Origin of the sequence: uncultured Jatrophihabitans sp. (assembly GCF_964246335.1) — a bacterium.
Lineage (GTDB): Bacteria > Actinomycetota > Actinomycetes > Mycobacteriales > Jatrophihabitantaceae > Jatrophihabitans.
In genome coordinates this window covers 1-23,656 of the sequence record NZ_CAXTQF010000029.1, presented here as the reverse complement: position 1 = coordinate 23,656, position 23,656 = coordinate 1, and the positions used below count along the sequence as shown (strand labels likewise).

General features: G+C 69.5%; 25 protein-coding genes, 1 pseudogene and 1 riboswitch. Of the genes and pseudogenes, 16 read left to right on the top strand and 10 right to left on the bottom strand.

The window, feature by feature from the left end; genetic code table 11:
* Nucleotides 1-27: 27 nt before the first annotated feature.
* The 10 genes and pseudogenes from ACFFCN_RS10180 to ACFFCN_RS10135 all read left to right on the top strand — a co-directional run bounded on the left by ACFFCN_RS10180 (nt 28) and on the right by ACFFCN_RS10135 (nt 9,487).
* Nucleotides 28-1,074, top strand: coding sequence for an NADH:ubiquinone reductase (Na(+)-transporting) subunit F (locus tag ACFFCN_RS10180; RefSeq protein WP_375491259.1), 1,047 nt, complete (start codon nt 28-30; stop codon nt 1,072-1,074).
* Nucleotides 1,075-1,076: 2 nt separating this feature from the next.
* Complete coding sequence (locus ACFFCN_RS10175; protein WP_375491258.1) at nt 1,077-2,246, top strand: toluene hydroxylase; 1,170 nt, start codon at nt 1,077-1,079, stop codon at nt 2,244-2,246.
* Entirely contained in the window at nt 2,243-2,617 is a 375-nt protein-coding gene (mimD, locus tag ACFFCN_RS10170) for a propane 2-monooxygenase effector subunit MimD (protein WP_375491256.1), read from the top strand. Before ACFFCN_RS10175 ends, mimD begins: the two co-directional genes overlap by 4 nt.
* A gap of 38 nt (nt 2,618-2,655) precedes the next feature.
* Complete coding sequence (locus tag ACFFCN_RS10165) at nt 2,656-3,705, top strand: amidohydrolase family protein (RefSeq protein ID WP_375491255.1); 1,050 nt, start codon at nt 2,656-2,658, stop codon at nt 3,703-3,705.
* Complete coding sequence (locus ACFFCN_RS10160; RefSeq protein WP_375491253.1) at nt 3,702-4,424, top strand: iron-sulfur cluster assembly protein; 723 nt, start codon at nt 3,702-3,704, stop codon at nt 4,422-4,424. The genes ACFFCN_RS10165 and ACFFCN_RS10160 overlap by 4 nt, the downstream gene beginning before the upstream one ends.
* Complete coding sequence (locus ACFFCN_RS10155) at nt 4,424-5,452, top strand: NAD(P)-dependent alcohol dehydrogenase (protein ID WP_375491251.1); 1,029 nt, start codon at nt 4,424-4,426, stop codon at nt 5,450-5,452. Before ACFFCN_RS10160 ends, ACFFCN_RS10155 begins: the two co-directional genes overlap by 1 nt.
* A 27-nt stretch (nt 5,453-5,479) precedes the next feature.
* Nucleotides 5,480-7,171 (top strand): chaperonin GroEL, encoded by a 1,692-nt coding sequence (gene groL / locus ACFFCN_RS10150; RefSeq protein ID WP_375491249.1) that lies wholly within the window; start codon nt 5,480-5,482, stop codon nt 7,169-7,171.
* 6 nt (nt 7,172-7,177) lie between these two features.
* Nucleotides 7,178-8,476, top strand: a complete 1,299-nt coding sequence (locus ACFFCN_RS10145) for an Nramp family divalent metal transporter (protein ID WP_375491247.1) — start codon at nt 7,178-7,180, stop codon at nt 8,474-8,476.
* A gap of 34 nt (nt 8,477-8,510) precedes the next feature.
* Nucleotides 8,511-9,128 carry a hypothetical protein gene (locus ACFFCN_RS10140; protein ID WP_375491245.1) on the top strand — a complete coding sequence of 206 codons (618 nt, stop codon included), beginning with the start codon at nt 8,511-8,513 and terminating at the stop codon, nt 9,126-9,128.
* A gap of 7 nt (nt 9,129-9,135) precedes the next feature.
* Nucleotides 9,136-9,487: pseudogene (locus ACFFCN_RS10135) on the top strand (VOC family protein).
* Between the two features lie 4 nt (nt 9,488-9,491).
* Here ACFFCN_RS10135 and ACFFCN_RS10130 read toward each other — a convergent pair.
* From ACFFCN_RS10130 to ACFFCN_RS10110, 5 genes are all read right to left on the bottom strand, one after another.
* Nucleotides 9,492-10,139: a response regulator gene (locus ACFFCN_RS10130; RefSeq protein ID WP_375491244.1), complete on the bottom strand. Its 648-nt coding sequence runs from the start codon at nt 10,137-10,139 to the stop codon at nt 9,492-9,494.
* Nucleotides 10,136-11,278, bottom strand: a complete 1,143-nt coding sequence (gene macS / locus ACFFCN_RS10125; protein ID WP_375491242.1) for a MacS family sensor histidine kinase — start codon at nt 11,276-11,278, stop codon at nt 10,136-10,138. The genes ACFFCN_RS10130 and macS overlap by 4 nt, the downstream gene beginning before the upstream one ends.
* An 82-nt stretch (nt 11,279-11,360) precedes the next feature.
* On the bottom strand, nt 11,361-11,711 hold the full coding sequence (locus tag ACFFCN_RS10120) for a YiaA/YiaB family inner membrane protein (RefSeq protein WP_375491240.1): 351 nt from the start codon (nt 11,709-11,711) through the stop codon (nt 11,361-11,363).
* 45 nt (nt 11,712-11,756) lie between these two features.
* Nucleotides 11,757-12,227: an acyl-CoA thioesterase gene (locus ACFFCN_RS10115; protein ID WP_375491238.1), complete on the bottom strand. Its 471-nt coding sequence runs from the start codon at nt 12,225-12,227 to the stop codon at nt 11,757-11,759.
* Nucleotides 12,224-12,613 (bottom strand): DUF4232 domain-containing protein, encoded by a 390-nt coding sequence (locus ACFFCN_RS10110; RefSeq protein ID WP_375491290.1) that lies wholly within the window; start codon nt 12,611-12,613, stop codon nt 12,224-12,226. Before ACFFCN_RS10110 ends, ACFFCN_RS10115 begins: the two co-directional genes overlap by 4 nt.
* Here ACFFCN_RS10110 and ACFFCN_RS10105 point away from each other — a divergent pair.
* The gene (locus tag ACFFCN_RS10105) at nt 12,573-12,743 is read left to right on the top strand and encodes a hypothetical protein (protein ID WP_375491300.1); all 171 of its coding nucleotides are present in this window, start codon (nt 12,573-12,575) and stop codon (nt 12,741-12,743) included. The two genes, ACFFCN_RS10110 and ACFFCN_RS10105, sit on opposite strands and share 41 nt — an antisense overlap.
* A gap of 103 nt (nt 12,744-12,846) precedes the next feature.
* Here ACFFCN_RS10105 and ACFFCN_RS10100 read toward each other — a convergent pair whose 3' ends face one another.
* The 4 genes from ACFFCN_RS10100 to ACFFCN_RS10085 all read right to left on the bottom strand — a co-directional run bounded on the left by ACFFCN_RS10100 (nt 12,847) and on the right by ACFFCN_RS10085 (nt 19,096).
* The gene (locus tag ACFFCN_RS10100; RefSeq protein ID WP_375491236.1) at nt 12,847-15,690 is read right to left on the bottom strand and encodes a fibronectin type III domain-containing protein; all 2,844 of its coding nucleotides are present in this window, start codon (nt 15,688-15,690) and stop codon (nt 12,847-12,849) included.
* Between the two features lie 178 nt (nt 15,691-15,868).
* Nucleotides 15,869-17,497: a long-chain fatty acid--CoA ligase gene (locus ACFFCN_RS10095; RefSeq protein ID WP_375491235.1), complete on the bottom strand. Its 1,629-nt coding sequence runs from the start codon at nt 17,495-17,497 to the stop codon at nt 15,869-15,871.
* Nucleotides 17,498-17,536: 39 nt separating this feature from the next.
* A complete protein-coding gene (locus tag ACFFCN_RS10090; RefSeq protein WP_375491233.1) occupies nt 17,537-18,826 on the bottom strand; it encodes a hypothetical protein in 1,290 nt (429 codons plus the stop codon).
* On the bottom strand, nt 18,827-19,096 hold the full coding sequence (locus tag ACFFCN_RS10085) for a hypothetical protein (protein ID WP_375491231.1): 270 nt from the start codon (nt 19,094-19,096) through the stop codon (nt 18,827-18,829).
* A 207-nt stretch (nt 19,097-19,303) separates the two neighbouring features.
* Between ACFFCN_RS10085 and ACFFCN_RS10080 the strand changes: the two genes are divergently transcribed.
* The 3 genes from ACFFCN_RS10080 to thrC all read left to right on the top strand — a co-directional run bounded on the left by ACFFCN_RS10080 (nt 19,304) and on the right by thrC (nt 21,669).
* On the top strand, nt 19,304-19,600 hold the full coding sequence (locus tag ACFFCN_RS10080; RefSeq protein WP_375491230.1) for a DUF3263 domain-containing protein: 297 nt from the start codon (nt 19,304-19,306) through the stop codon (nt 19,598-19,600).
* 90 nt (nt 19,601-19,690) lie between these two features.
* Nucleotides 19,691-20,209 (top strand): LytR C-terminal domain-containing protein, encoded by a 519-nt coding sequence (locus ACFFCN_RS10075; RefSeq protein ID WP_375491229.1) that lies wholly within the window; start codon nt 19,691-19,693, stop codon nt 20,207-20,209.
* A gap of 46 nt (nt 20,210-20,255) precedes the next feature.
* Nucleotides 20,256-20,391, top strand: a riboswitch (SAM riboswitch).
* 9 nt (nt 20,392-20,400) lie between these two features.
* On the top strand, nt 20,401-21,669 hold the full coding sequence (thrC, locus tag ACFFCN_RS10070; RefSeq protein WP_375491227.1) for a threonine synthase: 1,269 nt from the start codon (nt 20,401-20,403) through the stop codon (nt 21,667-21,669).
* A gap of 93 nt (nt 21,670-21,762) precedes the next feature.
* Here the strand turns inward: thrC and ACFFCN_RS10065 are convergent, their stop codons facing one another.
* Nucleotides 21,763-22,680 (bottom strand): hypothetical protein, encoded by a 918-nt coding sequence (locus ACFFCN_RS10065; RefSeq protein ID WP_375491225.1) that lies wholly within the window; start codon nt 22,678-22,680, stop codon nt 21,763-21,765.
* 245 nt (nt 22,681-22,925) lie between these two features.
* Here ACFFCN_RS10065 and ACFFCN_RS10060 point away from each other — a divergent pair, with 245 nt between their 5' ends.
* Together ACFFCN_RS10060 and ACFFCN_RS10055 are read left to right on the top strand one after the other, a co-directional pair.
* Complete coding sequence (locus tag ACFFCN_RS10060) at nt 22,926-23,126, top strand: cold-shock protein (RefSeq protein WP_375491288.1); 201 nt, start codon at nt 22,926-22,928, stop codon at nt 23,124-23,126.
* A 223-nt stretch (nt 23,127-23,349) separates the two neighbouring features.
* Nucleotides 23,350-23,656, top strand: a 307-nt coding sequence (locus tag ACFFCN_RS10055) for a TCP-1/cpn60 chaperonin family protein (RefSeq protein WP_375491223.1), incomplete at its 3' end; no start/stop codon positions are given.

Here is a 23,656-nt window from a genome sequence, read left to right as displayed (position 1 = left end):
TCACGACGACGAGCGAGGAGCGAGGTTTTGGCTGACAAGCACTCAGTACGCTTCGAGCCCGTCGGCATCGAGATCGAGGTCGACGAGGAACAGAACGTGCTGCGCGCCGCTACCGAGCAGGGCATCATGCTCATGCACGGCTGCAAGGAAGGGCAGTGCGCCTCCTGCAAGTCCTTCGTCCTCGACGGCGACGACATCGAGCTCGACAAGTACTCCACCTTCGCGCTGCCCGACTTCGAGAAGGACGAGGGCTTCACGCTGCTGTGCCGGGCGCACGTCTACGAGGACGTGACGATCGAGCTGCTCAACTACGACGAGGAGATGATCCGGTCCGGGCACCCCATCCAGCGGGCCAAGGCCGAAGTCGTCTCGGTGGATCCCGTCACCCGCGACATGCGACACGTCAAGGTGAAGATCGTCGAGCCGGAGAGCGTCAACTTCTTCGCCGGCCAGTACTGGGACTTCACCGTTCCCGGCACCGACGAGACCCGCTCGTTCTCCGTTGCCAACACCCCGTCTTCCGGCGGCACCGAACTCGAGTTCGTCATCCGCATCTACCCGGGCGGCCTGTTCTCCGGATATCTCGACACGCAGCTCAAGGTCGGTGACGTCCTCGAGCTGACCGGCCCGTTCGGCGTCTTCACCCTGCGCGACGGGCGCGACTCGGACATGGTGTTCCTCGGCGGCGGCGCCGGGATGGCGCCGATCCTGTCGGTGCTGCGCTCGTTGGCCGAGCGGGGCAGCACCCGCAAGGCGACCTACTACTACGGCGCCCGACAGGTCCCCGATCTGTGCTTCACCGAGGAGCTGGCGAACCTGCAGGGCCAGTTGGCGAACTTCCGCTTCGTCCCTGCGTTGTCCGATCACGAGGGCGACGGGTGGGACGGCGAGACCGGGCTGATCACCGACGTGATGAGCAAGAACGAGACCGACCTGTCCGCCGCCGACTGCTACGTCTGCGGGCCGCCGCCGATGGTCGAGGCGGCGATGGAAGCACTCGTCGCGCTGGGCGCGGACGAGAAACACATCTACTACGACAAATTCACCACAACCGGCGACCCGGGGAGAGAGTAGCCATGACCGAGACCACGGAACGCAGCGCACCGAGACCGGAATTCACCGACGCCGAGGCAGGCGCCAAGGAGTTCCCGGACTCGACCGCGCGCAGCTACAACTACTTCACCCCGGCGAAGCGGCGTCAGTCGCACTACGAGGACGTCACTGTCGAGGTCCAGCCCGACCCGCGCCACTACCTGTCCCAGGGGTGGATCTACGGCTTCTCCGACGGCCGCGGCGGTTACCCGCTCGACTGGACGGCGCTCAAGGCCTGGGGCAGTGACCGTCCCGAACCCGAGCGCTACCCGGGATCGGGCGGCAAGGGTTACGACTGGCCGGCCCACGGGTGGCACGAGTTCCGCGACCCGAACGAGGAGTGGGAACTCACCTTCTACCGCTACAACTCCAACGTCGTGCGGCAGATCAACCAGAACGTGGAGACCGCGCGCCAGACCAAGGCGTTCAGCCAGTGGAGCCCGAACTGGGTGACGTTCGTCGAGCGCAACGTCGGCGCCTGGATGCACGTCGATCACGGTTTCGGGCTGTACGTGTTCGCGAACGCCAACCGGCGGGCGCCCACGAACATGCACAACAACGCGATCTCGGTGAACAGCATGCACCGGATCCGCTTCGCCCAGGACCTCGCGCTCTACAACCTCACGCTCAGCGAGGAGATCGAGGGCTTCGACGGCTCGGCGCACGTCGAGACGTGGAACAGCGACGACGCCTGGCAGGGCGTGCGTGAGGTCGCCGAGCAGATAACTTGCATCGACGACTGGTGCGAAGCCGTGTTCGCGGTCAACGTCGTGTTCGAGCCGCTAGTGGGTGAGCTCCTCCGCAGCAACCTGGTGCAGCAGGCCGCGCCGCGCAACGGCGACTACGTGACGCCGACGGTCGTCGGCGCGGGCGAGTGGGACTACGCCGAGCGCGACCTGCGGTACACGAAGGCGATGTTCGAGCTGCTGACGAACGACAAGGAGTTCGCCGAGCACAACAAGTCGATCCTGGACGGCTGGCTGTCGAAGTGGACGGAACGCTCCATCGCGGCTGCGCGCCGGCTACAACCCATCTGGTCGCAGCCGGACGCCAAGGCGCCGCGGTTCGAGGATGGCCTCGACCGGGCCAAGAGCCGGTTCGCCGAGATCCTGTCCGACCTGTCCCTGAAGTCGCCGAAGGAGCTGTCGCAGTGACCGAAACCAGGTTCAAGACGAGCGAGAGCCCGTTCAAGTCCGACAAGACGTTCTCGAACATGTGCGGCTTCACGCTGATGAACAACCAGATCGGCGCCGTGATGGCGAAGGTGCTGTCGCGCATCGACAACGTGACGGTCACGCCGCTGCCGTCGATGATCCGCGTCGACGGGGTCGGCCGTTTCGACGTCGTCTACGACGACATGGACGCGGCGCTCGGTGAGGAAGAGGGCTTCTTCAGCGCCTCGGAGTTCGAGAACAACATGTCGACGCACTACGGCCGCATGGTCCACCTGGACGACAGAACGATCATGTTCTCGAACCCGGAGGAAGCAGCCGAATATCTCGGGTTCGACCTCAAGGCCCGCTGACCGTCCATCTGCGCTGCGGCGCAAGTGAGGAGACGTACGTGTACGAGAAGGACGGCGAGAAGTACTTCGTGGTCGACAGCCACATGCACTTCTGGGACGCCACACCGGAGAACTGGGTCAAGGGCCAGGAGCAGTACGCCAAGGGGTGGATCGAATGCTTCCACGCCTACCAGTCGCTCGGGCCGCCCGAGACGCACTGGTCGATCGAGCACTTCGAGGGGTACTCCGAGGACGACCTGATGAGCGACGTGTTCGACAAGGGGCACGTCGACGTCGCGGTCTTCCAGCCGACGTACCTCAAGGAGTGGTACTCGGAAGGCTTCAACACCACCGAGAAGAACGGCGCGCTGGCCGAGAAGTACCCGGGCAAGTTCATCGTCAACACCCGGTTCGACCCGCGTGACGGTGACAGCGGCCTGAAGGAGTTCGCCGACAACGTCAAGCGGTGGAACGCCAAGGGGATCAAGCTCTACACCGCCGAGTGGAACAACGGTTCGCGCGGCTACAAGCTCAGCGACCCCGACTGCTACCGGTTCTTGGACAAGGCCCGAGAGCTGGGGATCAAGAACGTCCACGTGCACAAGGGCCCGACGATCTGGCCGTTGGACAAGGACGCTTTCGACGTGTCCGACGTCGATCACGCGGCCACCGACTTCCCCGAACTGAACTTCATCGTCGAACACGTCGGCCTGCCGCGCATCGAGGACTTCTGCTTCATGGCGACGCAGGAGCCCAACGTCTACGCGGGCCTCTCGGTCGTCATCGGTGGCCTGATGTACGCCCGGCCGAAGTTCTTCGCGAAGGTGATGGGCGAGCTGCTGTTCTGGGTCGGCGAGGACAAGATGACCTTCGGCAGCGACTACGGCATCTGGGAACCGAAGTGGCAGGTCGAGGGGTTCGTCGACTGGGACTACCCGAGCGACGAGTTCTCCGACTACCCGCGGGTCAACGTCGACACCAAGAAGAAGATTCTCGGCCTCAACGCGGCCAAGCTCTACGACATCGACGTCCCGGCCGAGTGCCAGATCGCCGACCAGAGCGAGCCCGCGAGGCGCGACGACGCGGAGCTCGTCCAAGGCCAGGCATGACGCAGCCCAACCAGGGGAGCGTGCTGGCACTGCCGGCGCGCTCCCTGGTGCTGCGCGCTCTCGACTCCGTGATCGACCCGGAGATCGACGAGCCGGTGACGTCACTGGGTTTCGTCGCCTCCTGCGAGGTCGGCGACGACGGCGTCGCCGAGGTGCATCTGCGACTGCCGACGTACTTCTGTGCGCCGAACTTCGCGTTCCTGATGGTGGCCGATGCCTACGAAGCGGTGGCCGCGGTGCCCGGCGTGACGCGGGCGGTGGTGCTGCTCGACGACCACTTCGCCTCGACCGACATCAATGCCGGCGTCGCCGCGCGTGCCGGCTTCGTCGAGTCGTTCGGCAGCCTGGCCGACGGTGAGTTGGACACGCTGCGCGCGGACTTCGTCCGCAAAGCCGTCCTGGCCGGCACCGACCGCGTCGTTCGGCAGCTGCGCCGCACGCCGGCCGAGCTGGCCACGTTGACGTTGGCCGACCTGCCGCACAGCGACGACGTCGACCGGCTGCGCGCACGCCGTGCCCAGCTCGGGCTACCGGCCGGCGACGACGCGCCGCTGCTGATCGACGTGCGGACCGGCGCGGCCGTCGCACCCGACGACCTGCGGCTGCACCTGGGCAAGGCGCGGCTCACGCGGGTCAACCTCGAGGCCAACGGCCACGTGTGCAAAGGCATGCTCGCCAACCGTTACGGCCTGCCCGTGGACCCCGAAGGAGATGACTGATGAAGGCCGTCCGGTTGCACGCCTACAACGAACAACCCACCGTCGACGAGGTGGACGAGCCGACCGTCAAGGGGCCGACGGACGTCGTCGTGAAGATCGGTGGCGCCGGTGTGTGCCGCACCGACCTGCACATCATCCTCGGCCAGTGGGACGAGGCGATGCACCCGACCCTGCCGTACACGATCGGGCACGAGAACGCCGGCTGGGTGCACGAGGTCGGCTCGGCGGTCACCAACGTCGCGGTCGGCGACACCGTCATCCTGCACCCGACGCCGACCTGCGGGCTGTGCCGCGCGTGCCGCGCCGGGCAGGACATGCACTGCGAACTCAGCGTCTTCCCCGGCCTGGACGGCACCGACGGCGGGATGGCCGAGTACCTGCTCACGTCGGCGCGCGCGTGCATCAAGCTCGCCCCGTCGACGCAGCCGAACGCCCTCGCCGCGCTGGCCGACGCCGGCATCACCGCCTACCACGCGGTGCGCAAGGCGGTGCCGCTGCTCTATCCGGGGACGACCGCGGTGGTGATCGGGGCCGGCGGCCTCGGCCACATCGGCGTGCAGTGCCTGACCGCGCTGACCGCGACCAACATCATCGTCGTCGACCGCAATCCCGCTGCGCTCAAACTGGCCGAGTCGCTCGGCGCGAACCAGACCGTGGTGGCCGACGGCAAGCACGTCGACGCGGTGCTGCAGCTGACCGACGGTGCCGGCGCCGACGTGGTGTTCGACTTCGTCGCCGAGGAGGGTGCGGAACGCGACGGCTGGGCGATGACCCGTCCGGGCGGCTCGTACTACGTCATCGGCTACGGCGGCGAGCTGCACGTCCCGACGCTCGACGTCGTCAGCACCGAACGCAACGTGATCGGCAACATCGTCGGCACCTACAACGAGCTGGCCGAGCTGATGGTGCTCGCCCAGGCCGGCAAGGTCACGCTGCACACGAAGACCTACCCGCTCGACGCCGCCCAGGAGGCGCTGCACGACCTCGACGCGGGCGAGGTCCGCGGCCGGGCGATTCTCGTTCCCTGACCGACCCGCCCGACTCGAGGAGTAACCATGGCCAAGGACCTGCGTTTCGGCAGCGATGCGCGCACGCTGCTGCTGTCCGGTGTCGATCAGCTCGCCGACGCGGTGAAGTCGACGCTCGGCCCGAAGGGCCGCAACGTCATCCTCGAGAAGATCACCGGTTCGCCGGTGGTGACGAACGACGGCGTGACGATCGCGCGGGAGATCCACCTGCGCGACCAGTTCGAGAACATGGGCGCCCAGCTGGTCAAGGAAGCCGCGATCAAGACCAACGACATCGTCGGCGACGGCACCACCACCGCCACGGTCATCGCGCAGGCGATCATCCGCGAGGGCATGCTGGCCATCAACTCGGGCGGCAACCCGGTGCTGGTCAAGCGTGGTGTCGACCTCGCGGTGGCCAAGCTCGTCGAGCGGCTGCACGCGGCCGCGCATCCGGTGCAGAGCGAGGCCGATTTCGCGCGGGTCGCGGCCATCTCGGCCAACGACGACGACGAGGTCGGGCGGGTGCTGGCCACCGCGCTGCACACGGTCGGCGACGCCGGCATCGTCACGGTCGAGGAGTCCGTGACGCACGGCATGAGCGTCGATTTCGTGGAGGGCTTCGAGTACGACAACGGCTACGTCTCGCCGTATCTCGTCACCGAGCCGGCCAGCCTCGAGGCGGTGCTCGACGACCCGTACATCCTGCTGTGCAGCGAGAAGATCACGCAGGTGCAGCAGCTGATGCCGGTGCTCGAGAACGTCATGCGCTCACCGCGTCCGTTGCTCGTCATCGCCGAGAACGTCGAGGGCCCGGCGCTGTCGATGCTGGTGCACAACCACGTCAACGGCATCTTCAAGTGCGTGGCCACCAAGGCCCCCGGTTTCGGCGACCGGCGGCTGCGCAAGCTTGAGGACATCGCGAGCATCACCGGTGGGACGGTCATCAGCAAGACGTCCGGCGTGGGGCTGGAGACGCTCAAGCTCGAGCACCTGGGCCGGGCCCGGCAGGTCCGGGTGACCGCCGACAGCACCGCGATCATCGACGGCGCGGGCAGCGCCGATGACGTCGCGTTCCGCATCGGCCAGCTGCGTGCCGAACTGGAGCGGGCCACCTTCGGCATCGACGAGGACGTGCTGACCGAGCGCATCGGCGCACTGTCCGGCAAGGTCGCGGTGATTCGGGTCGGTGCGCCCACCAATGCCGAGCTGACCGAGTTGCAGCACCGCGTCGAGGACGCGTTGTCGGCCACCCGCGCGGCCATGGCTGAGGGGATCGTGGCCGGTGGTGGCGCAGCGTTGGTCCATGCCGCGCCGGTACTCGACGAGCTGAACGTCGAGAAGGACTACGCGATCGGCGTCGAGATCGTGCGCCGCGCGCTCACCGAACCAGCGTTCCTCATCGCGGCCAACGCCGGCTACTCCGGCAAGGAGGTCGTGGAGCGGATCACCGGGATGAACACCGACGAGGGATTCGACGCGCTGCGCGGCGAGTTCGGGAACATGATCGACATGGGCATCATCGACCCGCTGCGGGTGAGCCGGTCAGCGCTGCAGAACGGCGCGTCGGTCGCCGGCCTGTTGTTGACCACCAACACGCTGATCGCCGAGGAGCAGACGCCGTGGGGCGGCAGCCGCGCGCTGATGACCGAGTTCGGTCCGTTGGACGAGGGGTTGCACCAGCCGTCGCCGGACTCCAGCACGCCGCAGTCCATGGGCCTCGGACCGTCGGTCGGGTGATCATGGGTGTTCGACACGAGGACGGCCGGACACCGCGGTCCGGTCTCCGACGACGCTGAGCCCTCCTCGACCGCGGCGGATCCCGCAGTCGGGGAGCGCAGCCGGTGGCGTGTCGCCGCCGGCCTCGTCGGCCCGGCGTTCGTGGCCTCGGTCGCCTACATCGACCCGGGCAATTTCGCGACGAACTTCTCCGCCGGCGCGAAGTACGGTTACACGCTCATCTGGGTCGTGGTCGTCGCCAACGTGATGGCGATGCTCGTGCAGTACCAGTCGGCGAAGGTCGGCGTCGTCACCGGCCGGGACCTGCCCGAGCTGTGCCGGGAGAGGTTCCCGCGGACCGCGTCGACGCTGCTGTGGGTGCAGGCCGAGGTCGTCGCGATGGCAACGGACATCGCAGAGTTCGTCGGCGCCGCCATCGGGCTGAACCTGCTCTTCGGAGTGCCGCTGCTGCCTGCCGGACTCATCACCGCGGTCGTCGCCTTCGTCATCCTCGGGCTCGAGCAGCACGGGCGCCGGCGCTTCGAGCTCGTGGTCGTGGCGCTGCTCGCGCTGGTGCTGTCGGGGTTCCTCTACGACCTGGCGTCGGTGGGCGCGCATGCGAGTGCGGTCGCCGGCGGTCTTGTGCCGCACTTCGCCGGCGCGGACAGCGTCGTGCTCGCCGCCGGGATCGTCGGCGCGACGGTCATGCCGCACGTCGTCTACCTGCATTCGGCGTTGACCAAGAACCTGTCTCCGTTCGTGAACGATCGGGAGCGGCGCTCGGTGCTGCGCGTCCAGCGGCTGGACGTCGTCGTCGCGCTCGGGCTGGCCGGCGTGATCAACGTGGTGATGCTGGTCGTCGCGGCGGCGGTGTTCTCCGGACTGAGCGGCCAGCACGCGGACTCCATCGTCGCCGCACACGCCGGGCTCGCCGAGCTCGCGGGCGGCGGCACCGCCGTCGCGTTCGCGGTGGCCCTGCTCGCGTCCGGGCTCTCGTCGTCGAGCGTCGGCACCTACGCGGGACAGGTGGTGATGGCGGGTTACCTGCGGCGCCAGGTCCCGCTGTTCGTCCGGCGCGGCGTCACGATGCTCCCGGCACTCGTCGTGCTCGGCCTCGGCCTGCCGTTGACGTCGACGCTCGTGGTGTCGCAGGTGCTGCTGTCCTTCGGGGTCCCGTTCGCCCTCGTCCCGCTGACCATGCTCAGCCGCCGCGCCGACGTCATGGGACCGCACGCGAATCGAGCGACGACGACGGCGTTGATGTCAGCTGTGGCCGCCACGATCATCACGCTCAACGCCTACCTGCTCTATGCCGTCCTGCACTGAAGACCAGCACCGTCCCCGACCGAGGAGCCAGCTGATGAGCGATCGAGCCGACAACGACGCCATGCCGCAGTCCATCCGCCGCCTCGACAATCCCGACGCGATCCGCCTCGTGCGGTTGGTCGGCGCTTATGACGACCTGCAGACCGTGCTGGTGACGTGCGAGCAGCTGCTCACCGTGCTCGGCGATCCCGCACGCGGGGGCGCCGACCCGACCGCCGAGGCGCTGTGGACCTTCGTGCTGCTGTGTTACGCCCGGGCCTTCGGTGCGGCCGAAGCCTCGGCCGCAGCGGTCACCGAGACCGACCTCGATCCGGCCGAGGGCGAGGAGCGTGACGATGTCGTGCGTCGGCACCGGGTGTTGATGCACCTGCGCGACCATCACGCCGACCCGCTCGTCAACCCGCGCGAGACCTACACGGTGGGTGTGGCCCAGGACGACGACGGTCAGGTGAACGCGGTCGCCGTGACCTCCGTGCCGTCACCTGCGGTCGATCCGGAAGCGGTGCGCCACGTCGGACGCCTGGCGTACCGGTTGTGCGCGGTGCTCGACGCCCGGATCGGTGAACTGCAGAAGGCGATCCTCGCCGCCGTCCGGGACACGCCGAAGGACGAGCTCGAGGCGATGGACCGGATCGAGGTCATGGCGACCTGACGCACCGCTGCATCCGTCTTCCCACCCGACATGGTCGCGATTCCGGTCGACGCAACGACCATCCCGGGTGGGAAGCGCAGAAAGTGAGCCGGGCGTCGTCTACTACGCGGGCAACGTCCTGCTCCGAGGTGTCCGGCTCCGCTCCCGAAGCCGGCCGCGACGGCGTGGCGCTGTGGCTGCAGGTACGCGACGTCGACGCCGAGTACCGGCGCATCGCGGCGGCCGGCGTGCGCACCGTCCGCGCGCCGCGACAGGAGCCGTGGGGACTCCTCGAGGCGTGGATCGAGGATCCCGACGGCGTGCCCATCGTGCTGGTCGAGATCCCCGCCGACCACCCGTTGCGCCGCGACCAGCGCTGACCGCTCACTCGGTCAGGCCCTGCTCGATCGCCCAGCGGGTGAGCTCGACCCGGTTGTGCAATTGCAGCTTGCGCAGCGTGTTCTGCACGTGGTTCTGCACCGTGCGGTGCGACACCACCAGGCGCTCGGCGATGTCCCGCGCGGACATGCCCGTCGACACGTGCCGCAGGATCTCCGTCTCGCGCTCGGTCAGCACGGCGGTCGGCGCCGGCTCGTCCCGGCCGATGCGCCGGTACTCGCCGAGCACCAGCGCGGCCAGGCCGGGGGAGAACACCGCTTCGCCGGCTGCTGTGCGCGCGACGGCGTCGAGCAGCTCCGCCCGGTCCGCGGACTTGATCAGGTAGCCGCGCGCGCCGCTCTTGACGGCGGCCAGCACGTCCGCGTCCTCCCCGGACGAGGAGAACATCAACACCCGTACCGCAGGGTCCACGCGCACCAACTCGGCGACCGCGTCCACGCCGGTCATGCCGGGCAGCTGCAGGTCCATCAGGACGACGTCGGGCCGCACGGCCGGCGCGATACGCACCGCGGTCTCGGCGTCGGCCGGGGCGCCGACGACGTCGTAGCCGGCGTCGACGAGATCGCGTTCCAGCGCATCGCGCCAGATCGGGTGGTCGTCGACGACCATCACCCGCACGGCGTCTGCGGTCATCGGGGGATCACCATCCGTACCTCCGTGCCGCGCGCCGGTGCGGACGTGATGTCGACCGTGCCGCGCAGTTCCGTCACCCGACCGCGGATCGAGCGGGCCACGCCGAGCCGGCCGTCGCGCGCCGCGGTGTCGAGCCGGTCCGGCGCCATCCCGGCTCCGTCGTCGCGCACGCACACGTGCAGCTCAGCCTCGAGTGCGTCGAGCAGCACCCACGCGCGGGCGCCGTCCCCGGCATGCATCACCACGTTGTGCAGCGCGGCGCGGACCGCGGCCACGACCTCCTCGGCGACCTGTGCGTCCAGCAGCACCGGCTCGCCCGGCGCCGCCACCGTGACGCGCGGCCCGGCGAGGCCACGCAGGTCGGTCGCCAGGTCGCACATTCCGTCGCGCGGTGCCGGCGCGTCCTGCCAGGCGAGAAGCCCGCGCAGTGCCGTCTCCTGCTCCGCAGCGGCCGCGGCGAGTTGCGCCCATTCGCCGTCGGCGCGCGCGCCCGCGCGATGCACCAGGGCGAGCACCTGCAGCACGCCGTCGTGGATGGAGCGCGCGATGCGCTCACGCTCGGCCGTCGCAGCGCGCGTCGCCTCGGCCACTCGAAGATCGTCCTCGGCGCGGGTGGCCAGCTGCACGACGAACCCGACGACCGCGCCCGTCACCAGCAGCAGCACGCCGCTGTAGAGCGTGCGCCCGTCCCACTGCTGCGCGATACCCGCGGCGACCGCGTACTGAACCGCACCGACCGCGAGGCCGCCGAACGGGCCGGCCACGAACGCCGCCTCGACGGTCGGCCCGGCGGCCCAGATCGTCGTCAACGTGACCATGCCACCGTGCTGCTGCGTCGCGGTCTGCGCGGGGATGCTCAGCAGCGTCAGTCCGAGCGTCACCACCGCGTCGGCCAGTACGAAACCCCGACGATGCGCGTACCCGCGCCAGCCGAGGACCAACACCGCTGCCGTCACGACCGCCATCCCGACGGCGGCCAGGACGGCGATCGACGGACGGCGGTAGATCGGCTGCCACAAGACGATCAGGAACACGCAGACCGCGAGTCCGACCACGCGGAACACGCAGGCCGCCCGCCACAGCGACAGCCGCACGCCGCTGACCGGGGCGGACAGCACTCTCGGCCGGGCGGTGGGCATGCGCCGAAGACTAGAAGACAGCAGGACGGCCCGGCCCGTCGAAACGGGCCGGGCCGAATGGTCGGTGGGCGAAGTGATGACGTCAGCTCACGGGTGCGGGCATGGGAGCCGGTGCGTAACGCGGCTGCTGTTCGGTCGGGGCGGGTTCGCCGGGCACCCGGTAGGGGTCGAACTCGGCGAGCAGCCGCTCGACCCGGGCGGCGTCCAGTCGCCCGACGACGCTCTCGGTGTCCTGATGGTCACGAACGCACTTGGCGAGCGTGAACGTCGAGCTGACCAGGAAGACGGTGCCGATGGCGAGGAACGCGCGTGCCCACGGCGCCACCGGCAGGTAGAGCTCGCCGATGACGACGACGGCGAGCGCGATGACGAACGACAGAATCGCCTGGAGGTAGAAGGCGGGAGTGGTCTTGGCGGACGGGTTCGTGTTCATGCCGATGACCTTGCCGTCCGGCGCCGGGTGCGCGCGTGAGCACACCTACTCAACCGGGCCGGCTGATCCCCGTGTCAGCCCGGCGAGCGCATCACGGATCTGCGTCGGAACGGAGGTGGGGCGTCGGTCCGTGGCACCCACGTAGACATGCACGAAGCGACCCACCGCGGCCGGCGTCTGCGCGTGCTCGCCGAACAGGGCCAGCCGGTATACGACGCTGGACGTGCCGAGCCGTTCGAGCGCGAGCCCGGCGGTGACGACCTCCGGGAAGCGCAGTTCGGCGAAGTACCGGCAGGAGGTCTCGACGACGAGGCCGACGGCCGGGAGTGCCCGGATGTCGACGCCGCTGGCCTCGATCAGCCAACCGTTCACGACGGTGTCGAACATCAGGTAGTGCACGACGTTGTTCACGTGGCCGTACGTGTCGTCGTCCGACCAGCGGGTGGGTACCTGCCGCAGCACGCCGAAGTCGTGCCGGCGCAACGAGCGCGGATCGTCGACGAACGCGTCGCTCACTCGGGCTGGCCCAGCTTGCCGACGCGCAGCACGCACGCGCGCAGCTGCGCCGGCCGGACGGTGTGGATCGTGCTGCCGGGCACGACCACGCGAACCGAGTCGGACAACGGTGCCTGACAGCTGACGTAGTCGACGAGCCGGCTCTCGGCGGTGCCGCCCGGCGCGAGCTTCATGGCGGACGTCGCAGTCGTCGCCGGCTGTGCGGGCGTCCCGATCTGCTTGCCCTGCAGACGCAGTGTGGCCATCGGATAACCGTAGAGCTCGCACGCCTTCTTACCGGCGTTGCTGAACTGCAGCGCTGCGAACTCGATGCCCTGCGCCGCCGACCCGCGGATGACGCGGACCGTGACGTTCGTGCAGGTCGAGCGCGGCGCCGCACTGCTCAATGGGGCGGCCGGCGCGTTCGTCGACGCGACGGACGTGCTGGGCGGCGCCGCGGGTGACGTCGGCGTCGTGCTGTTACTGACGGCCGGTGCGGCGCTGGTCACCGCCGTACTGCTGGGACGGGACGACTGAGTTGCGTGCTGCCGCACCGCGGCCGGGCTCGCGGTGCATCCGGCGAGCACGCCAGCGCCGAGCAGTGCTGCCGCGATCAGCGTTCGTCGCTGCCGGGCACCGCTCACGAATCGATCCGCAGGTCGGTGGCCCACGGCAGACTGCTGACCCGCACGCGCGAGTCCGACTGCAGATCGCGCCACAACGTCGACCACGCGCTACCCCCACTGAGGCTGCCGCAACTGTGTGCCTGGCGGCATGCGGTCAGCTCGGTGAGCGTGCCACCGAAGCGGATGCGCGCCTGGCGCGACACGACACCGGTCAGCGAGATGTATTTCCACTGCGCCGCCATCGTCGTGTTGTAGATCTGCGGCAGGTTCCACGACCGGGTGGGCGCGGCGCCGGTGGCGAGCGTGTACAGGCCGGCCATCGTCCAGCCGTTGTTGCACCGGCGGCCGGTCGCGGTCCAGGCGCAACCGTCCGCGGAGCCGTTGAAGACGAACGTCGCGCTGGTGCTCGCCAGGTACCCGGACAGCCAGCTGCGCGTCGCCGAGTACGACGCGCGGAAGCCGGGCTCGATGTCGTTCGCCCCGGCCACGCTCATGCCGCCGTACGAGTGGGCGTGCGATCGCACCGGGTTGACGACCCGCGTCGCCCATGCCGCGCCACTGCTGTACGACACGTCCATGTCGTTGTTGGTACCGAGTGCGATGACCACCGGCGCCACGCCGCGCTGGCCCTGGTGGTAGCCGTCGGTGTACGCCTCGACGTCGCGCACCAGGTTCCCGTAGGACACGAACCGGACGCCGGCGCTGAGCACGACACCGCCGTCGCTCTGATCCTGGCCGCCGATGTCGAGCAGCACGACATAGCTGTGGCCGGACGGGTTTCGCCGCGCGTCGGCCAGGCCCTCGGCCCGCATCGTCGCCAGCTCACTCGGTGACGAGCCGCGGATGTTGCGGATGTAGCGGCTGATGGACACCGGCGCGGGGCTGCGCTGCGGCGCCGGGCCGGTCAGCGTCTTCACCAGTCCGGTCCCAGCGCGGGCGGAACTGCCCGCGACGTTGACGGCCTCCACGCTGAACAGGTAGGACGTCGAGGACTTCAGGCCGGTGACGGTGGCCGACCGCGCCGTGGCGGCGGCGTTGATCACCGTGCCGTTGCTCGTGCGCACGATGTAGCGGCTCACCGGTGCGCCACCGTCACTGACCGGCGCCGTCCAGGTGACGGTCACCGCGCCATAGCCCGGCGTGCCGTGTGCCGAAAGCGGCACGCTCGCGGCGCGCGGGTGCACGGCATTGATGATTCGGCAAGCGAATGTCAGATCGCTGCCGCCGCCGACGTTGCGCGCCATCAAGCAGACCCGGTGTTCGCCGTCGGTGGCCGCCAGCGAGGCGGTGAATCCGTGCTCGGCGCTCGTCCCGGGATAGGCGCGTGCGACGTCGGTGCGTGTGGCCGCAGCCGTGAGGTCGGGGCGGGCCACGCCGTCGACGGTGACACCGATCTTCAGCGGCGCCGCGGTGTCCGGGTCGAAAGCCCAGCCGCGCACCGCGATGGCGGTCGAATGCGCCACCCGGGTCAGCGAGTTGACGTCCGCGACCGGACGCAGCGCGAGCGTCGTCGTCGTGCAGGACGCGGGCGAGTCGTGCGTGCCGTAGAGCTCGTTGACAGCGACGAGGCACACCGCGTGCCGCCCCGAGACCGAGCGCACGCCGACGGTCAGATAGTGCCCGCGGTGCGCGGCGTGCACGCCCGTGTGGTTCGCCATGGTGGTGCCGGCGCCCCTGCCGTCCACACTGATCCGAACCGCGGTCGGTGCGGCGGTGTCGGGGTCGACGGACCAGCCGACCACGCGCATCCCGGTCGCCGTCGCACTCGGTGTCCCGATCGAGGCCGTCGGCGTGTAGTTCATGACCACCGTCTTGCACGGCAGGACCGCGTCCACGCCGTAGCCGATGTTCGCGGCGCGGACGCACACGGTGTGCGTGCCCTCGGCCACGGTGACGGAGTGGTCGAAGCCGTGGTGCGTGCCGGTGTTCGGATACACCCGGCCGACGTCCGGTCGGCTCGTGTTCGCGGCGAAGGAGCTCGGCCGGCCGTCGACCGTCTCGGTGACAGTCACCGCCCGGGTGGGTGCGTCCTCGTCGATGGCCCAACCGGTCACCCGGATCTGGTTGCGGCTGCGCGTCGCCGAGCCGAAGGCGAGCAGCGGGCTGTTGTCCAGCACTGCCGTTCGGCAGCCGTAGCTGTTGTTCGAGCCGTAGCCGATGTTCACCGCGGTGCCGCAGATGCGGTGTGCGCCCTGGGAGGTCGGGAGCACGACGTCGAAGCCGTGTGCGGTGCCCGTGCCGGGGTAGACGCGGGCGACGTCGGTGCGGGTGCGGTTCGCGACGACGGTGTGCGGCGTGCCGTCGATGCTGATCGACATCGTGACCGGCGAGGTGGGTGCATCCCGGTCGATGGCCCAGCCACGCACGTCGAGTGCGCCGGGCCGATTCGTGACGGGGTTGAAGCCGCCGAACGGGCCGTAATCGAGTGTCATCGTCAGGCATTTCAGCGTGCGGCGTGCCCCGGCGCCGATGTTGAACGCTCCGACGCAGAGGACGTGCTTGCCCTCGGTGGCCGGGATGACGAAGTTGAAGCCGTGCGCGGCGCCGGCGTGCTTGTAGACCCGCGCGACGTCGGGCCTGTTGCCGTTCGCGGTCACCCGGACGCCGTTCGCGTGGTCGACGGTTCCGTAGGTGGCGACCGGCGACGTCTGCGCGCTCGGGTCGATGTCCCAGCCGATGACCTGCACGCCACCCGGTACGACGCGCATCGAGTTGATACCGCCGTACGGCGAGCCCGGGACCACCGAGCTGGTGTTCTCGGTGGTGAGCGTGGCCGCGGCGCCGCTGAGGGCGAGGGCCAGGCAGGTCAGGACGGCGGTGGCGCCACGGGGGATCGTGAACAGGCGGGAGCGCTTCATCGAGGGTCTTTCGTCGGCCACGCAGGCGGGGGACTGCGGGTCGTGGCGAGCGAAGCCGCGATCGTGCCGTGCATGCCGCGCTCGACCCCCGGGGGAAGGGGTCGGTCGATGAAACCATCCACGTTAAGGGTGTGACAAGTGTTGCTTGTGTTGCGACACGCCGAAGCGGGCGATTTGGTCAGGTTTGCGGCAGTTGATAGTCCGCGAACCGGTCACGCAGCGTCTTCTTGGAGAACTTCCCGACGCTCGTCTTCGGCACCTCATCGATGAACACCACATCGTCAGGCAGCTGCCACTTGCTGAGCCGGTCGCGCAGGAAATCGAGCACCTCGGCCGCGGACAGCTGTTCGCCGTCCTTGATCACGACGCAGGCCAGCGGCCGCTCCGCCCACTTCGGGTGCGGCACCGCGATCACCGCGGCCTCGGCGATCTTCGGGTGCGCCATGATGTGGTTCTCGAGGTCGACCGAGCTGATCCACTCCCCGCCGGACTTGACGAGGTCCTTGGTGCGGTCGACCAGCCGGACGTAACCGAGCGGCGAGATCGTCGCGACATCACCGGTGCGCAGCCAGCCGTCGTCGCTGAACTGCTCGCCCGGCTCGTCGGTGCGGAAATACTGCCGCGCCACCCAGGGCCCGCGGGCCTCGAGCTCGCCGGACGCGGCGTCGTCCCACGGCAGCACGTTCCCGGTGTCGGCGTCGACGATGCGCAGCTCGACGCCCTGCGGCGCAATACCTGCCGTCGCCCGCACGTCGGCTTTCTGCTGCTCGTCCGCGCCGGCGAGTTCACCGCGTTCGACGGCGACCGAGCCGATCGGCGAGGTCTCCGTCATGCCCCAGGCCTGGCGGATCGGCAGACCGATCGCGTCCCGGTACGCCTCGGACAGTGAGCGGGGCACCGCGGAACCGCCGCAGATGATGAGCCGCAGCGCGGAGAGGTCGTGGTCGCCGAGCAGCGGCAGGGCGCCCATCCAGATGGTCGGGACGCCGGCGGTGACCGTCACGTCCTCGGTGTCGAGCAGGTCGAGCACCGCCGCCGGCGACAGGTCCGGCCCCGGCATGACCATCGACGCGCCGGCCATGAGGCATGCGTAGGGCAGGCCCCACGCGTTGGCGTGGAACATCGGCACCACCGGCAGGACGCGGTCGCGGTCGCTGAGCGCGAAGACGCCGGTCGTCGTCGCGGCGTTGGAGTGCAGCCACGCGGACCGGTGCGAGTACAGGACGCCCTTCGGGTTGCCGGTCGTGCCCGTCGTGTAACACAGCGACGCCGCCTGCTGTTCGTCGGTGACCCGACCGTCGAAGTCGATCGGGTCCAGCGGCTCGACGACGTCGCTGTACCGGACGACGCGCGGATCGTCGGGCAGCTCGCAGTCCGCGCCGTCGTCGGTGACCACGACGTGCCGGACGCCGTCGAGCTTGGGCAGGTACTGGGCGAACTGCGGCAGCAGCGAGCGGTCGACGAACACGACCTCGTCCTGTGCATGATCGACCGTGTAGATCAGCTGGTCGGCGAAGTACCGGATGTTGATCGTGTGCATCACCCGGCCGGTGCACGGGATGCCGACGTACAGCGCGAGATGCCGCGCGGTGTTCCAGCCGAATGTCCCCACCCGGCCGTCCGCCGAGACACCGACGGAGTCGAGGTACGCGCCGATGCGCCCGGCGTCGGTGAGCACGTCGCGCATTGTCGCGCGTTCGATGCCGTTCGCCGTGCGGGTGACGATCTCCTTGTCGGCGTAGTACTGCCCCGCCCGCGCGGCGATCCAGTTGACGGTCAGTGGCAGGTCCTGCATGAGTCCGAGCATGCGGTGATCGTGACCCGTCCGGCCGGGCGCGGCAAGACGTCACGAGTAGCTGCGACGTATGCGGTACGTGTGCGTGGTGACGCGCGACGCGTGGAAGTAGCCGTTCGCGCTGCGCTCGTACTGCCTGACGGCGACGTCGTGGCTGGCCTGCGTGTCCGCCGCGATCGGCAGGTAGCTGCCGTGCACGTCGTGGTCGCCGACGACGGTGCCGTCGCCGCGTAGGCCGGTGACGGTCGTGACGTTGCGCGTCTGCGGATTGTCGGCGGCGTCGAGGTGCGGCACCACGTCATTGCGATTCTCCAGCGCCAGCACGTTGACCTGCGCCGGCAGGCCGCCGACGGTGCGCCCGATCGGCGCGCCGGCCGTGATCACGTGCGTGACGTCGAACTCGCCGGAACGCACGGCATCGCGGGCGGTGTTGACGGCGACCATCCCGCCCTCGCTGTGCCCGACGATCATCACGTCGTCGCCCTTGCGCACGCCCGCGGTGCGCATGGCGGCGAGGACACCGCCCTCGTAGGCGGTCCGCCGGCCGGCGATCGCGCGTTCGTTGGTCGTCAGGCTCGTGACGTCGCTCGTCGGACCGGGATTCCAGGACTTGGTGCCGGTGACGTCGACGATCGCGCGTCGCGAACCGTCCGGCATCGTCAGGATCCGCACGTCGATCTCGCCGTCGTTCGGACTGTTGTCCCGCTGGGCGAGATCGGCGACGATGTCGGTCAGCCCGCGCGGCGGCTGCGCGGCCACGCCCTGTGCGTCGATGCCGGGGTCGGTCACGACACCGTGCCCGTCCGGGACGACGCCACCCAGCAGCACGCCGACCTGCAGGCCACCGGCGGCCATGGCGACGTCGCCGACCGCCGGGTCGGTGGTGATCACCGCCTGTCCGGCGTCGGCGAACCCGGCGCCCTGGACGAGCTCGGCGATCCCCAGGCCGAGCGCGACCGGCAGCCCGACCAGCCCGGTGAGCAACGGGGAGCCGCCCGACCCGAGACGGCGCACGAGGGCGTCCACCTGCTCGTAGGCGGTCACGGTGCCGCGTAGCTCTCGGGCGAGCGCGTCCGCCTGCGCGACCGCCGACCCCAGCCCGCCTGCGGTGCCGACCGCATCGAGCAGAGCCGACTCGAAGCGGTAGTACCCGCCCGGGTCGAGCAGCTGCGAGGAGTCCAATTCGGGAGTGAGCAGGTACCCGCGAACGGTGCGCGCCGCCAGTTCGCATTCGTGCGCGAAGGCGTCGAGCCGGGCGGCCAGCGCGGTCAAGTCCGCCAGATGCGCGTCGATCATCGTGCTGCCGCCGGCGACGGTGACCGGCCGGGTGGGCGCGGACATTCAGTGCGCTCCAGGGGATCGGCCCAGCCGCACGTGGTCGGCGTGCACCCGCAGGGCGTCCGCGGCGATCTCGAGGCGGTCGGCGGACGCCAGCAGCACGGCCAGCACCTCACGGGCGGCGCCGTGATACGCCCGGGAGGCGGGTCCGGTCCACCGCACGGCAGCGAAGGTGGCGGACAGGCGTGGCAGCTGTGCGCGCAGTGCCGTCGCCTGGGCGTCGATGCGCGCGGCGACGGCCGCGAGGCCGCCGGCGTCGAAAGGTGTGGACACCAGCGAAGGATGACGCTGCGCGCACCCACAACCGCGCGTACGCCGCCCGGCTGTGGACGACACGTCCCGGTGTCCACAGCGCGGCGTGAACGCTTGACGTGCGTCAACCGTGGTTGAATGGCACCGCGAATTACACGGGTGCAATTTCGCGCCGCGCGAGCGGCCGGGGCCGTACGCAACTTTTCACGTCGGAGGGCCGGAACACCGATGCAGTCAGTGCACGCCGCCGCAGCTGATGACGACTCCGGGTCCGATGCGCTGACCCGTCGGGACCGCGAGATCCTCGCCTTCGAGCGGCAGTGGTGGAAGTACGCCGGCGCCAAGGAGCAGGCCATCCGGGAACTGTTCGACATGTCCGCGACGCGTTACTACCAGGTGCTCAACGCCTTGATCGACACCCCCGCAGCACTGGCCGCCGATCCGATGCTGGTGAAGCGTTTGAGACGCTTACGGGCGAGCCGGCAGCGTCAGCGGTCGGCACGTCGACTGGGTATCGAGGTTTGAGCACTGAACGCACAGCTTGGCGGCTCCGGCCGTCTGGCCCGACAGCAGGCGCGTCGCCGGCAGCGTGAGCGGCTGGCCGGCATCAGTGTCGTGCTGGTCGGTGCCATCGTCTTGGTGATCGCCGTCCTGGCGCTGCGCCACCCGAAGACGCATGTCGCCGCAGTGTCGGCCAGCGCGTCGGCCGGCGCATCGTCGTCGCAGTCGTCGTCGAAGCCGTCCTCGTCCGCCACGAAGTCGAAGTCGAAGTCCAGGTCCACGGGGAAGTCCTCGCACGCGTCGTCGCCCCCGCACACGTCCTCGACCGCCGCCGCGGGCGACGTCAAGAGCGTGCCGCTGATCGTGCTGAACAACACCGAGACCTCCGGGCTGGCCGGACGGGCTGCCAAGCGCTTCGAGGACGGCGGGTGGAACGTCAGCACCACGGGCAACCTCACCAATAACATCGTGTCGACCTGCGCCTACTACGACCCGGACTCGCCGGGGTCGAAGGCGGCAGCGCAGGCGCTGGCGCAACAGTTCCCGTCCATCCAGCGGGTCAAGAAGCGATTCGCCCAGCTGCCGAGCGGTCCGATCGTGGTCGTCCTCACGTCGGATTACACGTCCGGTTAGAGCTTCGCCGGCCTGTGCCATCATCAAGGGCACAACCGAATAGCACCGCTCATCCAGAGGGGCAGAGGGACCGGCCCGACGAAGCCCCGGCAACCACGGTGCGGTGACTTGCGTCTGACGCGAGCTCGCCGCGCGCAGGTGCCAACTCCGCCCCGCCACGTTCGTGGCGGGAAAGATGAGGAGACCTCGTAATGACTGCTGTCGCTGATCGCACTGCAAACCCCGCCTCGCCGGCCTCGGCACTCGTGTGCCGCAACTGCGGCGCCGAATACCCGCTCGGTGCCCAGCACGCGTGCTTCGAGTGTTTCGGCCCGCTCGAGATCGGCTACGACGCCGACGCCCTGGCCCGGGTCACGCGCGCCGACATCGAGGCCGGCCCGCACTCGCTGTGGCGCTACGCCGGCCTGCTGCCCGTCGGCCAGACCGACGCCCGCGTCGAGTCGAACACGGGCATGACCCCGCTCATCCGCGCCGACCGCCTGGCCGACGAGCTCGGCTTCACCGCGCCGGTGTGGATCAAGGACGACTCCGCCAACCCGACCCACTCGTTCAAGGACCGCGTCGTGTCGGTGGCGATCACCGCCGCGCGCGAGCTCGGCTTCGAGCGCATCGCCTGCGCGTCGACGGGCAACCTCGCGAACTCCGTCGCGGCGCACGCGTCGCGCATCGGCATGCCGTCCATCGTCTTCGTGCCCGCCGACCTCGAGCCGGCCAAGATCGTGCAGACCGCGGTGTACGGCGGCACGCTCGTCGGCGTCGAGGGCTCCTACGACGACGTCAACCGGCTGTGCTCGATGCTGGCGGAGGAGGACGCGTTCGAGAACACCGGCTTCGTCAACGTCAACATCCGTCCGTACTACGCCGAGGGGTCGAAGACGCTCGGCTTCGAGGTCGCCGAGCAGCTCGGCTGGCGGCTGCCGGGGCAGTACATCGCGCCGATGGCGTCCGGTTCCATGCTTACCAAGATCAATAAGGCTTTCAAGGAACTGGTCGGCACCGGGCTCGTGCCCGAGTCGTCGTGGACGGTGTTCGGCGCACAGTCGGCCGGGTGCTCGCCCATCGCGACGGCGTTCGCCGACGGGCACGACAACGTGCAACCGGTCAAGCCGACCGGCATCGCGAAGTCGCTCAACATCGGCAACCCCGCCGACGGCCCGTACGCGCTCGACGCCGTGCGTTCGAGCGGCGGCGCGATGGCCGCGGTCGGTGACGACGAGATCCGCGAGGGCATCCGGCTGCTCGCCCGCACGACCGGGGTGTTCGCCGAGACCGCCGGCGGCGTGACCATCGCGGTGCTGCGCAAGCTCGTCGAGCAGGGCCGGGTCGACACCTCGGTGGAGACCGTCGTCTACAACACCGGGGACGGCCTCAAGACAATCGACGCGGTGAGCGCCAGTGGGCGGCCGAGCGCCGTCATCGCCCCGACGCTCGCCGGCATGCGCGACGCCGGCCTGCTCTAACCTGGCCCTCCTTTCCTCGCGAACCTGGGCGCCTTGCCTGGCTGGTGGTCGCTGGTCGGGTGCCTTTCCTGCACTGCGGTCGCTCTGGGACCTCTACAGCGACCATTTCCGAGGAAACCCGGATCGGTCGCGGGCGCGTCCACGACCGAAGGCCGACAGGACGCGTTCGCGGATGAGCCGCGGACGGTGCCAGGCCTCGTCCCAACCCCAGCGCGCCGCGACGAGCCCGAGTCGGCCTAATTCGTCCTCCCGCTGCTTCTCCAGCCACAGAGTGGCTCGGTCGACGTACTTGGTGCGACCGTCCGCCTCGCCGTAGACGCCGTACTCGTCCCAATAGAAGTCGACCCGAGTAACGAACCTGCCCCGCGTATCGAAGATTGACTTCTGCAATTCGGGTGCACAGACACCCAGCTCGCGCAGCCGCAGCCTGCTCGCTGATTCCAGGGCTGACTCCGACCTGGCGTCGACAAGGGACCAGGCCAGCTTCGCGCGACGTGCTCCCGTCCAGTTCGCACACTCGTGCAGGACGCGGAGGATGTCTTTCTCGTCGGCCAGTTCGCGGTGCAGCACGTCGTCCATCGCGGCAACACCGGTGACCAACGGACGGTTGCGAGCGATGTCCACGACCGTGCGTGCCGCGCTGGTTACCGGTACGCCGCTCATCGGATCGATGTCTGTGGGCGGAAGGTGGGCACGGTGCACGTGCACGCCGGCACGGTTTGCGCCGGCCCCTGGCGCGAACGTCATCTCAGCCAGATCCGGACGGCCGCCGACAACGGGCGTGTCGCGCATCAGTGCGGCCGTTCGGTGGCTGAGCACGCCGTCCGCGTGGCGCAGCGCAGCCGCTACCGCGATCGCCCGCACGTCGGCGGCCTCCGGGGCGCAGAACACGCCTGGTCCCATCCGCAGCACGCGGCCGGTGCGCACGCCGTGCCGCAGAGCGGATCGTGTCCACCCGTACTGCGCGGCGGCATCCGCGGTGAACACGAGACCGGGAGGCAGCTGCCGCATAGGCGCCACGATCGCGGGACCAGCACGGCCCTGCGGCGTTCCCGCACGCGATGTGGATGCCGCAGAGCGATGTGGACGGCGCACCGCGTCAGGGCCTTTCCTGTGTTATGGCCGCGCGAGCGACCAATCTGCGGCCACCAGGCAGGAAAGGCGAGCCGTTACGGGCGGTTGCGCGTTCCACTAGGCCGGGCGTGCCCTGCCGTGTAGCTTTTGCCGGACCGATCGACGAGAGCTTGGAGAGCACGGTGGCGCAGGGCAGCGTGAAGTGGTTCAACAACGAGAAGGGCTACGGCTTCATCGCCGTGGACGGCGGCCAGGACGTGTTCGTCCACTACAGCGCCATCCAGTCCGACGGCTACAAGTCGCTCGAGGAGAACCAGCGCGTCGAGTTCGAGGTCGTCCAGGGGCCGAAGGGCCCGCAGGCCGACGCCGTGCGCCTCGCCTGAACTCTGCGGGTCCGCAGAGCGTAGGCGCCGCGTAGCTCGCGGCGCCATTTCCTTGCACTCGCCGGGGCCGAGTGCCAGACTCGAATTGGCACTCGGCTAGGCTGAGTGCCAGCTGGCTTCCGATGAGGTCGCCGACGCCGGAACCGAATCCGCGCGCGGCAGCCGTCCGTCGCGGGCATCGCCGCCGGCCTGTTCGAGCCAATCGAAAAGTGAGGACCACCGTATGGCCAAGTTGATCGCGTTCGACGAAGAGGCCCGTCGCGGCCTAGAGCGCGGCATGAACCAGCTCGCCGACGCCGTGAAGGTGACGCTCGGCCCCAAGGGCCGCAATGTCGTGCTGGAGAAGAAGTGGGGCGCCCCCACGATCACCAACGACGGCGTCTCGATCGCCAAGGAGATCGAGCTGGAAGACCCGTACGAGAAGATCGGTGCGGAGCTCGTCAAGGAGGTCGCCAAGAAGACCGACGACGTCGCGGGCGACGGCACCACCACCGCCACCGTGCTCGCCCAGGCGCTCGTGCGCGAGGGCC